The 12,478-nt window shown below is 51.1% G+C and carries 13 protein-coding genes; 8 read left to right on the top strand and 5 right to left on the bottom strand.

The window, feature by feature from the left end; all coding sequences use genetic code 11:
- Nucleotides 1–5: 5 nt before the first annotated feature.
- On the bottom strand, nucleotides 6–1,172 hold the full coding sequence (locus tag ACYVIY_RS01060) for a sensor histidine kinase (RefSeq protein WP_460974386.1): 1,167 nt from the start codon (nucleotides 1,170–1,172) through the stop codon (nucleotides 6–8).
- Between the two features lie 240 nt (nucleotides 1,173–1,412).
- Between ACYVIY_RS01060 and ACYVIY_RS01055 the strand changes: the two genes are divergently transcribed.
- The gene (locus ACYVIY_RS01055; protein ID WP_460974385.1) at nucleotides 1,413–1,754 is read left to right on the top strand and encodes a hypothetical protein; all 342 of its coding nucleotides are present in this window, start codon (nucleotides 1,413–1,415) and stop codon (nucleotides 1,752–1,754) included.
- 57 nt (nucleotides 1,755–1,811) lie between these two features.
- On the opposite strand, the gene ACYVIY_RS01050 is transcribed toward ACYVIY_RS01055, so the two are convergent.
- Genes ACYVIY_RS01050 through ACYVIY_RS01035 form a run of 4 tightly spaced genes read right to left on the bottom strand, consistent with a single transcriptional unit; the run spans nucleotide 1,812 to nucleotide 4,344 of the window.
- Nucleotides 1,812–2,294 carry an ester cyclase gene (locus ACYVIY_RS01050; RefSeq protein ID WP_460974384.1) on the bottom strand — a complete coding sequence of 161 codons (483 nt, stop codon included), beginning with the start codon at nucleotides 2,292–2,294 and terminating at the stop codon, nucleotides 1,812–1,814.
- Nucleotides 2,295–2,342: 48 nt separating this feature from the next.
- Nucleotides 2,343–2,792 (bottom strand): hypothetical protein, encoded by a 450-nt coding sequence (locus ACYVIY_RS01045; protein ID WP_460974383.1) that lies wholly within the window; start codon nucleotides 2,790–2,792, stop codon nucleotides 2,343–2,345.
- 60 nt (nucleotides 2,793–2,852) lie between these two features.
- Nucleotides 2,853–3,740 carry a PhzF family phenazine biosynthesis protein gene (locus ACYVIY_RS01040; RefSeq protein WP_460974382.1) on the bottom strand — a complete coding sequence of 296 codons (888 nt, stop codon included), beginning with the start codon at nucleotides 3,738–3,740 and terminating at the stop codon, nucleotides 2,853–2,855.
- Between the two features lie 52 nt (nucleotides 3,741–3,792).
- Complete coding sequence (locus ACYVIY_RS01035; RefSeq protein ID WP_460974381.1) at nucleotides 3,793–4,344, bottom strand: LytR/AlgR family response regulator transcription factor; 552 nt, start codon at nucleotides 4,342–4,344, stop codon at nucleotides 3,793–3,795.
- Between the two features lie 249 nt (nucleotides 4,345–4,593).
- On the opposite strand from ACYVIY_RS01035, the gene ACYVIY_RS01030 reads away from it, so the two are divergent.
- The 7 genes from ACYVIY_RS01030 (at nucleotide 4,594) to ACYVIY_RS01000 (ending at nucleotide 12,397) form a co-directional block, all read left to right on the top strand.
- Nucleotides 4,594–4,791 carry a hypothetical protein gene (locus ACYVIY_RS01030; protein WP_460974380.1) on the top strand — a complete coding sequence of 66 codons (198 nt, stop codon included), beginning with the start codon at nucleotides 4,594–4,596 and terminating at the stop codon, nucleotides 4,789–4,791.
- Between the two features lie 153 nt (nucleotides 4,792–4,944).
- Entirely contained in the window at nucleotides 4,945–5,589 is a 645-nt protein-coding gene (locus tag ACYVIY_RS01025; protein ID WP_460974379.1) for a hypothetical protein, read from the top strand.
- A 42-nt stretch (nucleotides 5,590–5,631) separates the two neighbouring features.
- Nucleotides 5,632–6,450, top strand: a complete 819-nt coding sequence (locus tag ACYVIY_RS01020; protein WP_460974378.1) for a carboxypeptidase-like regulatory domain-containing protein — start codon at nucleotides 5,632–5,634, stop codon at nucleotides 6,448–6,450.
- Nucleotides 6,451–6,486: 36 nt separating this feature from the next.
- Nucleotides 6,487–7,863 (top strand): hypothetical protein, encoded by a 1,377-nt coding sequence (locus ACYVIY_RS01015; RefSeq protein WP_460974377.1) that lies wholly within the window; start codon nucleotides 6,487–6,489, stop codon nucleotides 7,861–7,863.
- Between the two features lie 267 nt (nucleotides 7,864–8,130).
- The gene (locus ACYVIY_RS01010) at nucleotides 8,131–9,477 is read left to right on the top strand and encodes a sensor histidine kinase (protein ID WP_460974376.1); all 1,347 of its coding nucleotides are present in this window, start codon (nucleotides 8,131–8,133) and stop codon (nucleotides 9,475–9,477) included.
- A 148-nt stretch (nucleotides 9,478–9,625) separates the two neighbouring features.
- The gene (locus tag ACYVIY_RS01005; protein ID WP_460974375.1) at nucleotides 9,626–11,080 is read left to right on the top strand and encodes a Gfo/Idh/MocA family protein; all 1,455 of its coding nucleotides are present in this window, start codon (nucleotides 9,626–9,628) and stop codon (nucleotides 11,078–11,080) included.
- 258 nt (nucleotides 11,081–11,338) lie between these two features.
- On the top strand, nucleotides 11,339–12,397 hold the full coding sequence (locus tag ACYVIY_RS01000) for a class I SAM-dependent methyltransferase (protein WP_460974374.1): 1,059 nt from the start codon (nucleotides 11,339–11,341) through the stop codon (nucleotides 12,395–12,397).
- The last annotated feature ends 81 nt before the right edge of the window (nucleotides 12,398–12,478 follow it).

Here is a 12,478-nt window from a genome sequence, read left to right as displayed (position 1 = left end):
GAAAATTAAACAGCCTCGGTCAGTTGAGGGGTAGAAACCAGATTATCGATTTTCGCAGGGAATAATGTCAGCGTTAACGTAACCATGAAGGTCTCGTCTTCGGCTTTAATACGCAGGTTATACCGATTGGGATAAAGCAGTTCTAATCGTTTTTTCACATTCTGCAGCCCAATGCCGCCAACGTACGTATCGTCATGGCTTGTTACCTCCCGGCTGTTGATCAGTTTAAACTTTAGCCTGTCATCCTGGACCGACAAGTCGAGGTGCATCCAGGCTTGTTCGAGCTGTTCACTCGTTCCATGTTTAAACGCGTTTTCCAGAAATGGTACCAGCAGCAAAGGCGCGATTAGTTTGTCCTGATAATCGCCCGAGATCGTAACCGACATATCCAGCCGATCGCCATAGCGCAGTTGCTCCAGACCAATGTAATTTTGCATGAACGTAATCTCTTTTTCGAGCGATACCTCCGGCGCGTTGCAATCGTACAACATGTAACTCAGCAGCTCCGATAGCTTCAGAACAACGGCTGGCGACTGATCGGATTTACGGAGCGTAAAGGCATACAGGTTGTTTAACGTATTGAACAGAAAATGCGGGTGTATCTGTGATTTAAGCAGTTGCAATTCCGCCTGTAATTTTTCGCGTTCAATCTGCTTAAAAGCTTCTTGTTTAAGATACCAAACCTTTGCCAATTTAATGGCAGCGGCAAAGCCACCGATGGTAATTCCACCACGCATACCCGCCATCATAGCAAATGAGAACGTGTTTCCTGACGTATGGGGAACAATACCCATATTAACTCGGGTCGGGTCCACAACGAACACAGTTAGCGTTGCCGAGAACAGCGCAGCCATAACGATGATCAACAGCAAATGCACAATCACCCAGCCGTACCGTCCTTTGAACAGAAAGCGGGGCATTAGCCAGTACATAATACTGTAGGTTAACAGCATATGAGCGGGCATGAACAGCATAGCATCAATGGCCGCGACAACAACACCTTTCAGGAGTGCCAAAGCGGGTGCTATGCCCGTCCTGATCAGATAGCCCGCTGGCAGGAACGAATACGTAATGGCGAAAAATAAGGTCCATGCCAGCCAAAACAATCCGTGCCGGGCCAGTCGGTAACGGGGTTTGTTCGAGAAGACAAATTCTTTATTGAAACGTTGCATAGCCGTGCTGATTCAGTACCCGAATATAGCCAAACGTGACCGGTTCGCCTATGAGCCGATGGGTTTGTCGACAAACGACGTTTATTCGTCGCTGAACGGCAGTTTTCGCGACGTTTGACGTTGATTGTCAATTATCTGCTGTATAACAACGAATGGTTGCTGGCCAGCTACTTTGTCAGCGGACAGGGGGTTGCGTTTCTACCTTTGATGCAGTAATCGACCCAATCAAACACAAACGCTATGAACACCATTTCCGCTATCCGCTTAGCCCTGCTGGGCCTCCTATTCACGACGGTTTCATTCGCGGCACAGGCGCAAAAGAAACAGGCACCGCTTGTTGCCCGTGAAGGCTACTGGGTGATCGAAACACCCGCTAAAGGCAACGAATGCACGGTTCGTTTCTATACCAACGCTAATCAGTTGATCTACGAAGAAAAAGTAGAGCGTCGCCTGAACATTGCGCGTACTCAAACCAAACGCAATCTGAATACGGCACTGGAACAGGCCATGTTTGTCTGGAATGCCACGCACAAACTCCCCGCCGATCGCCAGTGGGTAGCGATTCAATTCGACAAGAATTGAGTCTGAATCACATCGCAGTTACTACGTATCTCCCCGCTTCTGGTGAGGAGATACGTATCACTTTTTCGACACCGCCTGCTGCTTCAGTTGCTGCTCAAACCCCAGACGATCGGTTTGCAGCCAGTATTCCACAATTTTCTCTCGCTCAACCCGGTACACCACCGAGGTCAGTTCAATGAGCGGTAAGCCCGTGGGGACATATCCGTCGATCTCAGCCAAGTGCTTGCCGGTTTGTTTCCACCGAACATATACTTTATCCCCATCGGCCAGCAGTTCGGTCACCTCAAGCTTAAACTCGCCAAATAGGGTTAGAAAATCCATTACGTGGGCGGCATAATTGGCCGGTGTGCGACGAACTGTAGTTGGCTTTTCAGCCGTAAGCTGGTGGGCCAACACTGTATCAGCCATGTATTTACCGGCCTGCTCGGGGTGAAGCCCCGAGCGAACGTATTTCAGAAATCCTTCCACCACTTGTCTAGCGGTTTTTGGGGACGTATCACTGGCCGATGGCTGGGCCAGCGCTGTGGCAGAGTTCAACATAAGCACAATTAAAAAGAGAAAGCTGATTCGTGTCATGTAGTGTATAGTTTAGTCAGGCACGACAATGCCGTCTATCCAATCTCTTGCCGTTTGCGTGTCCGTAAAGAATCGTTCGTTGTGCATCCGGTAGTTGGTATCGTAGTTGGTAATCTTCGTTTCATCATGATGCACATGAGCGGCCGCTATGCAGTGAATTCCCCGCTCGGACCGGATCGTGATTTCGGCTTCGGGAAACAGCCGCAGATAACCGATGTACCACCCGTAGTTGGCCAGCGCGAGCGGAATAATGGTCCTGAACTGCTTGTGCGATTCAAAATCAACGGCTTTAAACCCGTGCAGATTGACCAGAATCTTGAACCGGGAGCCGTCGGGAAGCTGGTCGAAAACCTGCGCCAGGGCCAGCCGCCACTCGTTGATGTCATTAGCATCCAGGTCGCCACTTATGTGCGTAACAATCAGTTTTTCCTGCGGTACATACGTTGCTTCTTTCCGTTTCATGTTCTTCTAAAGTTGAATTGTGGATGAACGCCGGTATCGGTTCTCTTGGTAGACCGGCGCTTAAACCGTAATGTCGACGGAGTGCGATACCGCAGCCCGGCCACCTACGTCCAGACCAGTAATGTTTCCCTGGTCGAGCTGTAGTCTGGCCGTTAGCACACTCGGCGACGGCGGTTGCATCAGGTGCCCCTGTTCGATCGCAAACGTTGCTTTCTGTTGATGCAGGAACGTATACAGGTAGCAGGCCAACGGGCCAGCCGCCATCCCGGTGGCGGCTTCTTCGGCAATTCCATAATACGGCGCAAACATGCGCGCACCCGCGTCGCGCCCAGCCTGTTGGGTCTCCTGCGAAAAGACATAATAACCAACCAGCCCCAGTAACGAGCTTATCCGGTCAATAGCAGCCAGATCCGGCACGACCCGGCTAACGCCCTGAGCCGACCGTAGCGGAACCACTAAAAACGAATTGCCGGTATTTACTACCGTGGGCAGTAGCCCATCAATCAGATCAGTGGTCGACAAAGCCAGAGAACGCAAAATAGCCGGCACTGTAACTTCGGGATGAAGACGCTCCGGCGCGGTAAAGGTTGGGGCCGTTTGCTGCATAAAGGCCTGGTCACCTTCTAAAGAAATAGCGCGTGGACCATCCACCGTTTCCATCACACTACGTTCTTTGGTCAATACACCCTGCTGCGCGAGGTAGGAAAACGTGGCAATAGTCGCGTGGCCACACTGAGCAATCTGACGGGCCGGGGTGAAAAATTCCAGTTTAACGTCGGCCACTGATGAAGCTGACACAAAAGCCGTTTCTGAAAGACCGACCTGAGTGGCAATGAGCTGTTTCGTTGCGGAGTCAAATCGGTCGGCCTGTAGGACAATACCTGCTGGATTACCACCCTGTTTTCCGTCAACGAAGGCATTTACAATAGGAATGGTTAGTGTTTGCATAGTGTAATCGAATAAATTGAAGGGGTTATAGGCCTTCCTCTCATTTTAGGCATTATTCACCCATCCAGATCCGAAAGTCAACGGCTTTATCGCGGCTAATAAATACCTCGACTTCACTGGCGGGTCTAAGCTCAACTTTAAGACGGTTATACGCCTGCGGTCTAATTCGCTCAACGGCCTTCGGACTAATGATAAACTGTCGATTCGCCCGGTAAAACAATCGGGGGTCAATCATCTTCTCCAGCTCGTCCAGGTGGTAGTCGATGCTGTGAAAACGGTTGTCCCAGGTTTTGGCGAACGTCATTTTTTGCTTGCTAAAAAAATAAGCGACCTGATCGACGGGCAGGGGAATCAGCCGGGTTCCCTGCTTGACTAAAAACCGACTGCGGTAGGCGGCTGTGGCCCGCCCAACGGCCTGTAACTCCCGAACCAACATCTCCAGATCATCCGCATAACGCACTGTGCTGTAGGCGTTGGCTAACATAGACACCGTATCATTTTCCGGCCTGACGACCAGTTGATTCGTATCCCGTTCTCGGGTATCAAGAGCCCGACCGTTCAACGCGAGCGGGTTAGGTAAGTGAATGTGGGAAGGCTTGTTCATCGCTTTGTTGGCTTGTCGTGGTCAATTCATTTTGACCCCACAAAACTAGAGCGACCCACAGCCTCAGTTGCTTGATGTATGTTAAGAAATGGCCTTGATGTAGGTCAAGGTTGCGGCCATCCATTACCCTACAAACTATCCTACGTAACGAACTCCTGGTGAGCAATCGTTACGTAGCTTGAGGTAAATGTTGCGTGTTTAAACATCCTGCGAACAGCGTCATTTTGTCTAGTCTTATTCTGGCGATGTATGTCGTTCATTAGCGAGTTGTTACGTTCGTCTACAAAGCTGCTTAGCCTCCCCGGTGATTACTACGTAATGAATCCTGAACTGCCAGATTTAGTGAATCAAGTGGGATACATCCGTCCTAATCCGAAACTTACCCAACCCAGGTCTAAGCCGCTGGTGACGGACTTCGTTACGTATCCATCGGCCATTCTCTGCTGACTATTTTATGACAATTCGCGCTGGTATGTCGTCAATTGATAACGCTCGTGAGCCAGTTGGCAACGGTCCGCATTGAATCTCCCCCCATCTATTCACCAGTTTTGCATCGTCAGTAATCGCTGACATCCTACACCGCAAACGATACAACAACGAATGAACACCTTACCGCTGAACAACCGCACCCTGGGCACAACTGGTCTGATCTGTGCGCCCTTTATGATGATTAGTATGTTGCTGATGGAGCAGTTTCCCGATCTGAAAAAAACTGCTTTCGATGGCCTAAGTGGCCTGGTCTTTATGCTGCCCTGGATGGGTAGCCTGGTTGGACTGCTGCGCCTGAATGCTGCAGGCAATTCCCTATTCGGGCGCTGGATCATTCCGGCCAACCTGATCACACTGACCCTGGCCAACTGCTGGAACGTCTATAACGCCGTTGAGCCCTGGGCGGGAACTCCGCTTTTCTGGTTTCTGGATGCCTTCTGGCCGATCAGTATGCTTACTATGCTGCTGGTGGGTATCACAGTGGCCAGGGCGGGTGTTCTGCAAGGCTGGCGTCGTTACGTACCGCTGGCTGTTGGCCTGTGGTTACCCGTTACGGCCCTGGCTGGCAAACTAACGGAGCTTATCGTCTCGCCGGGCGCAGCAGGCGGAACGCTGATCGCCATGAGCATCTCCGGTATCTACGGCACGGTCTGCTGGGGGCTTATGGCCTACCTGGTCCGAACGACCCCGCAGGTTTCACAACAAACGTTTCCTTCAGTGTACACGAACGCCGAAAGCAACGCAATCAATTACTGACCCATACCCTCTTTTTAATCAACCATTTCTGAACAACATCCAATGAACACCCAACAATCTTTCCGCACCTTAACCAGCGCCTTTCTATTGGTTATGAGCAGCATCTGCACCCTGACTTCCTGCCAGACCAATTCAGTCAACCCAGGCGATGGCACCACCACAACGCCCGATGCGGGCAACACCACCGCCGGAAAAGCAGGCTATCTGATCGGTACCGTTACCGACCCGCAGGGAAAACCGCTGTCCAGAGCCACCATTTACACCGATAATACGGTAATCAAAGGTCGCGGGGCCGAAGTGAATACAACCGCCAATGGTACGTATCAGCTGCAATTAGTTAAAGATCTAGGCCAGTGGGTCGCCAAGGGATACATCCTGAAACAATACAACGACCGGGTCTATAAAATCAATCTCGACCCCGAAAACCCGGATTCGTTTACGGAAGAGGAGAAGCCCGTTCGCAATTTTCAGTGGAAGTTAACCGGGCACATTCCTGATCTAAGCCTCGACCTGTACTACGGCGGCACTGTGGAAACCTTCCGCGATCTGAATGCTGACGAACTGCGCGACAACGAAAATATTGAGTTCACCTTCACGCCCGTTGGTCCGCTCATCGATGGCTCTGCGGGTAAAGCGCTGACGTTACGTTCGAAAAAGCGCTACGATTCGTTCATTAAAGATGTACCAATCGGGCGTTATAAAGTGACGGCTGTCTATAAACCAACGGGACAAGCCCTACGCGTCTGCGATGTTTACAACGACAGCGATTACAACTACAGCTCGTCGGTGACCGTCGATTTTACCGGTCGGGAATCGGCTACCCGCTCGAACATGATGGGTATTGGCTACACAAACCGCTAATCGTATTCTTAGCAGCTACTTGTTCTCGCCATACCTATGCATATTCATTATCAGACATTCGCAAAACTACTGCCTATCCTGTTGCTCGGTCTACTAGCCTGTGACCCTAAGTCGAACGAAGACGGGATTATTCCCAACCCCGGAGGGCCAGATCAGGAATTACCCGGCACCGCTACGTCGATTGGTAAGCCACTTGGCGCACCCTTTACCACCACAATCGGCCCGGCGGGAGGTACACTCGTTACCCCGGACGGCAAATTATCGGTGACGTTTCCCGCCGGAGCGGTCAGCAAAGAAACCCAGCTTACGGTGCAGCCGGTAGAAAATACGGCCCCGAACGGCGTAGGCACCAGCTACCACATAAGCCCGGATAATCTGACGTTTGACAAACCGGTTTCCTTTGATTACGTCTATCAGGACAAAGAAGTGATAGGCACCTCTGTCGACGCCCTGGCCATGGCCTTTCAGGATGATAACAAGGTATGGCAATTAGCCCAGCCCGTTACCGTCGATAAACCCAGGAAACGCATCAGATTCTGGTCAAAAAGCGCTAAGTGGTGGGGTTTCATCGCCCAGTACCGCTTATTGCCCGCGCTGGATACGGCCGAAGTTGGCGAACTGAGAGACTTGAAACTGATGCGGATTTCAACGCCGTTCGAATGGCGTACCTACACGCAGAAAGACATTGACGAAGGCAAATCGCTCAACTATCCCAAATACGCGATAAGTGCCGAAAGGCCAGCTTTTGAAGACGTTAGAGGAGCGTATCTGAATGGCCAGGACTGGACCAACGGTGCCCCCAAAGATCAGACCTGGGGAAGTATGTCGTTCAGTTATAGCGATAAACGGATTCTGTATATCGGCCCCAACCGAAAACCTAAAACCCAGAATCCGGTTCAGATAACCATTGAGATTTCGAATCACGAATCGAGCGCCAAACTGATGCTTATCAGCCAGATGTACGTAAAAGGTGAAAACACCTTGACGGCTAATGGCAGGGACTTCAGCAACGCTCTGGCAGTACAGGCTTCGTACGCTGGAGGCACGCTTAATCTGACCGTTATTGGTACGGACTCGACCGGAAAACGGGCTATGATGAGCCTACTCGTGAAGAACCCTAAGGTCAGTGCCTTCGCGTTTGATCTCGAACATACCAATGTCAGTTTGCTGAACGAGGCCGCAAAAAGTATGGAAACGCAAGCCGCATCGGAGTATACGGAATGCAACAAACCGAAAGCTTCGGGAGGAACCGTTAACATCCTCAAGTTTGAGCAGTCGGGTGGGTCTATCAAGCTACAGTGCCGCGTTTCGGGTACGCTAGTAAACGTGCACGAGGAAGATGATAAGTGTAACGTAAAGAAACACGTCGTGACCAGCACATTTGCCGAGTTTTCTACGCTTGTACGACAATGAATACGTTGGGGCCCGGAGCAGGTTATTGTCGGCTCCGGGCACCAACGTATTCATTGGGAGTCATTTGGCCATAACCCTATTGCGCTTAGCTTAGGAGATCATTAAAGCAAAAATTTTACTGAGCAGCTTTGCCCCTGTTAGTCCGCCATTATTAGATAGCAGACCAGGGCGTTTTTTCGGCTAATACACCCGTTAGCACCGATTGTTATTCTTACCGTATCAGCGTATATTTAACACGGCAGGGGTGGCAAGCCCGCTTGTTCTTCTATGATATATGACGCCTACCTAGGTGCGGTCGGTTCCATCTTTCTCTTAAATGCCGTCCAGTGGAGTCTGTTTCGCGACTGGATATACGGCCTGTTTACGTTCCAGACACTTCTTTGGTTTTCGTATGCGCTTCTTCAGGGAATGTCGCTTACCCAACCGCAGGGAGTAGCGCTTCACGCAGCAACCAATGGGCTGATTGTCGTCAGTTATCTGGAATTAGTGCATCGTTTATTTGGCGAGCTGCACCCAGTTAAACGTCGCCTTGCTCCCTGGTTTCGCTGGGTGCAGCTCGGCTTATTCCTTTACTTAGTATTGGAGGTTAGCTTCATACTGGTTAGTCCGGAACACTGGCTGGATACGCTTCCCCATCGTTACCTCGGGCTCATGTTCTGGAGCGCCCTGACACTAAGCTGCGCGGTGGGTATCTGGGTAGCGGCCGGTCGTCGGGATGCCATTGGGCGTTTCTTTATCGGTGGCAGTATTTTGCTCCTGCTGAACGAAGCCCAGATTGTCTACTACTATTTGAGTCTGTTTCTAAAGCTGGAAACCTACCATTCCAACTCAGAACGGGATCTGGCTGGACAGATCATCGTGGGTGGCTTCATTGTTGAATTACTTTGCTTTTCGCTTTGTCTGGTTTTCCGACAGCGGCAGCTTGCGGTAGCGCAGGCCGTTGAAAAGGCGCGAACCGAAGATCAGTTGGTACAGGAGCGGCTGGAGACGGAGCTATCGGTTCGCCGGTTAGAGCAGGAAAAGACCGACGTGCAGTTGCGGGCTCTACAGGCGCAGGTCAATCCGCATTTTTTGTTCAACAGCCTGAACTCTTTATCGTCACTGATCGAAGACGAACCCGAGCGGGCCGGCCAGTTTGTCGATCAGCTGAGTTTGGTATACCGGTACTTGTTGAAAGCGAATGATCAACCCTTAACTACGGTAGCCAGCGAACTGGACTTTATTAAATCATACTATCACCTGCTGAAAACGCGCTACGGCGCAGGTCTGGATTTAGCCGTTAACGTAGAGCCTCAATACCAAACCCAGTTACTACCTCCGCTAACCCTGCAATTACTAGTCGAAAATGCGGTAAAGCATAACGTAACATCGCCCAAACGTCCTCTGGCCATCGCTATTTTTACGGATACAGAGGGCCATTTGATCGTGCAGAACAATTTGCAGCGGAAGAATACACGGGTCTTATCCAACGGCGTAGGGCTTTCGACGATCACCACCCAATATCAAAAGTTGCAACAATCCGCTCCGCTTATAAACGAAGACAATAATCTGTTTTCGATCAGTCTGCCACTCATCAAACCAGCGGCTGCGCTGAACGAAACCCAATACGCCTAATCAGTCTGGTTTATTACGTTAGTCGGTACATAACCCATTGTTATAACGATTCCGCCAGCGCGTTACCGTAACAGCTTCCCCAAAGTCGTTACAGGTAAATCTGCTACCGGATTGGCTTTTGGGTAGAGACATAAAATCGTATCAATTTATGCAGTCGTCCCGTCGCAAATTTATAAAAGGTATATCAGCTGCTTCGGCACTGGTAGCCACCCAGGGTATTGCCAAGCCGTTCGGTTTTCCGGCTTATATCCCGAATCTGAAAAAGATTGCCCCTAACGACAAAATCCGCTTTGCTACCATTGGCATGGGGATTCAGGGCAATTACGATACCCGAGCAGCTCTGCGCAATCCGGATGTTGAGTTAGTCGCCGTATCGGACTTGTACGAAGGTCGCCTGAAGACCGCCCAGACCGCTTTTGGTAAGGATAAAGAGTTGTTTGCTACGCGCGATTACCGCGAAATTCTGGCCCGTCCGGACATTGACGCCGTACTGATTGTCGTCCCTGACCACTGGCACGACCACATCACTATTGCCGCGCTGAAAGCCGGGAAAAACGTGTACTGCGAGAAACCCATGGTCCAGCACATCAATGAAGGGAAGCCCGTTATCGATGCCTGGAAGAAATCCGGGAAAACCATGCAGGTCGGCAGCCAGCGAATCAGCAGCGCATCGTTTCAGGAAGCTAAGCGGCTCGTACAGGCTGGCGAAATTGGCAATATCAACTACATCGAGTCGAACAACGACCGGTTCAACTCCATCGGTGCCTGGAATTACTCGGTCGCTCCGGATGCCTCTCCACAAACCATTGACTGGGACCGTTTCCTGGGCGACGCTCCCAAGCGTCCCTTCGACCCGAAACGCTTTTTCCGCTGGCGGAACTACAAAGATTATGGCACGGGCGTAGCAGGTGATTTATTTGTTCACCTGATCACAGGTGTGCATTACGTAACGAACTCGCTGGGACCGACGCGCATTTTCTCGTCGGGTAACCTGGCGTACTGGAAAGACGGCCGCGACGTTCCTGACGTAATGACGAGCATCATGGATTACCCGAAAACCGATCAGCACGAAGCGTTCCAGATGGTGCTGCGGGTTAACTTCGCCAACGCGGGTAAGATCAGCGACGTAACGCGGATCATCGGCAACGAAGGCCAGATCGAGTTTTCGGAGAATAACCTGATCCTGACCAAAAAGAAACTGGCCAAGGCACCGGGATACGGTAATTACGACAGCTTCTTTACGTTCACACCCGACGTTCAGCAGGAGTTTGTGCGGCAGTACGATGCGCAGTACCCCCCCGAAACGCGCACGGCTGAACCGGTTAAGGAGGTACGGTTTGAAGCGCCCAAAGACGACGATGCGCACGCGAAACACTTCGGCGATTTCTTCAAAAACGTTCGCGAAGGCAGTCAGGGCACCATCGAAGATCCGGTTTTCGGGTTCCGGGCTGCGGCTCCGGTTCTGGCCTGCAACGAAAGCTACTTCGAGAATAAAGTCGTGCTGTGGGACCCCGTTACCATGACGAAAAAGACGTCGACGGCCCCAGCAACAGCGCCCAAAAAGACAGTAGCTACCGCCAAAACATCGGCTAAAAAATCATAGTCTGGATCGATAAGCATTACGTCCCAACGTAGCGATACGTTAGATCAAGTTTCTTCGAGTCAAGTACAACAAAGCCCAGTTCTTTTCCGAGTCAAGGAAGGGGCTGGGCTTTTCAGCGTTTACTTCCTGATACGTTTACTATGTCTTTCATCAAACCGGTTTAAGACGTAATGCGGTGTACCGCCAACAGCCGATTTACATATCGAAAAGCCGATTGCCTCGTAAAATCGTTTACTGAACATAGGCATCTGTTTATTCATGCAACTGACTATTTCCCCCGAGAATCCCGTTGAGTGGTTTGCCCTTCGTGCTAATCTTGCTCCCATTCCCTTATTACACGCTCAAATCATGCCGATGCTGGCGAAAGCCGCACTGGAAGCCGCAGACAAAGGCGTTTTTGAAGCCGCTAAAAACGGACCGAGGACCCTCGATGAATTCGTTGCCGAATTAAATCTGAACCGAAAAGCCCTGGGCGAACTTATGGGCTTACTGACCGCTATGGGCTACTTCACCTTTCGGGATAACCGCTTCGCGCTTACGCGCATGGCCCGACGTTTCACGCTTAAAGACGATCCTCTGTCAGTCTATGGCATGATGATCTTCAATAACCGCGTTGTTTGGGAATGGATGAGTCAGTTAGGCGAGTATTTACAAACGGGACAGGGTATTCAATATCACGACAAGCTCAACGCCGAGCAGTGGAATTACTACCAACAGGCGATGGTTGCGGCCAGCAGCACCGAAGCCCGCGAGTTTGGTTATCGAGCCCCCATTCCTAAATCGGTACGGTCGGGTGCACCGACGCAGATGCTGGACATTGGTGGTTCACACGGGCAGCACTCCGTAGCGTTGTGCAAGAAACATTCGAATCTTACGTCTACGATCCTTGACCTGTCCGCGGCAATCGAACAGGCCGCTCCTCTGCTGGCGCAGCAAGGTATGGGCGACCGGATACGGCATCAGGCTGGTAATGCCCTTACCGACGACTTCGGCGACGCTGTATTTGATATTGTTCTTATGTCGAGTCTGGCGCATCATTTCACGCCCGAACAGAACCAGTTAGTCACGAACAAGGTAGCTAAAGCACTTAAGCCCGGTGGCGTGTTCATCGTCAATGAATTTATCCGACCCGAAGTTGGAGCCAAGCCTGACCTGATCGGCAGCAGCACTGATTTGTTTTACGGGCTGAGCAGTACGGCGGGCAACTATTCCGTTGACGAAATACAGAGCTGGCAGCAATCAGCAGGGCTAAAGCGCCACAAAGTCATTCATTACCGTACCATGCCCGGCCGCACAATGGTTGTCGCCAAGCGGTGAGACAGCTAATTCGTTAATTCTGTTGTTATTTCTGCTTTGGGTTGATACAGGCACAAGCCGCACAAACAACCTGCGTCTGTT

Source organism: Spirosoma knui (genome assembly GCF_054780635.1).
The sequence above is the reverse complement of the archived record's forward strand: the minus strand, read 5'-3'. Positions and strand labels throughout refer to the sequence as shown.

What these genes read in the sequence shown, in the direction of transcription:
- ACYVIY_RS01015 (WP_460974377.1), top strand. Translation starts at nt 6,487, where the DNA reads ATGCATATTCATTATCAGACATTCGCAAAACTACTGCCTATCCTGTTG.
- ACYVIY_RS01030 (WP_460974380.1), top strand. Translation starts at nt 4,594, where the DNA reads ATGTCGTTCATTAGCGAGTTGTTACGTTCGTCTACAAAGCTGCTTAGC.
- ACYVIY_RS01050 (WP_460974384.1), bottom strand. Translation starts at nt 2,294, where the DNA reads ATGTTGAACTCTGCCACAGCGCTGGCCCAGCCATCGGCCAGTGATACG.
- ACYVIY_RS01060 (WP_460974386.1), bottom strand. Translation starts at nt 1,172, where the DNA reads ATGCAACGTTTCAATAAAGAATTTGTCTTCTCGAACAAACCCCGTTAC.
- ACYVIY_RS01025 (WP_460974379.1), top strand. Translation starts at nt 4,945, where the DNA reads ATGAACACCTTACCGCTGAACAACCGCACCCTGGGCACAACTGGTCTG.
- ACYVIY_RS01020 (WP_460974378.1), top strand. Translation starts at nt 5,632, where the DNA reads ATGAACACCCAACAATCTTTCCGCACCTTAACCAGCGCCTTTCTATTG.
- ACYVIY_RS01040 (WP_460974382.1), bottom strand. Translation starts at nt 3,740, where the DNA reads ATGCAAACACTAACCATTCCTATTGTAAATGCCTTCGTTGACGGAAAA.
- ACYVIY_RS01000 (WP_460974374.1), top strand. Translation starts at nt 11,339, where the DNA reads ATGCAACTGACTATTTCCCCCGAGAATCCCGTTGAGTGGTTTGCCCTT.
- ACYVIY_RS01005 (WP_460974375.1), top strand. Translation starts at nt 9,626, where the DNA reads ATGCAGTCGTCCCGTCGCAAATTTATAAAAGGTATATCAGCTGCTTCG.
- ACYVIY_RS01035 (WP_460974381.1), bottom strand. Translation starts at nt 4,344, where the DNA reads ATGAACAAGCCTTCCCACATTCACTTACCTAACCCGCTCGCGTTGAAC.
- ACYVIY_RS01055 (WP_460974385.1), top strand. Translation starts at nt 1,413, where the DNA reads ATGAACACCATTTCCGCTATCCGCTTAGCCCTGCTGGGCCTCCTATTC.
- ACYVIY_RS01010 (WP_460974376.1), top strand. Translation starts at nt 8,131, where the DNA reads ATGATATATGACGCCTACCTAGGTGCGGTCGGTTCCATCTTTCTCTTA.
- ACYVIY_RS01045 (WP_460974383.1), bottom strand. Translation starts at nt 2,792, where the DNA reads ATGAAACGGAAAGAAGCAACGTATGTACCGCAGGAAAAACTGATTGTT.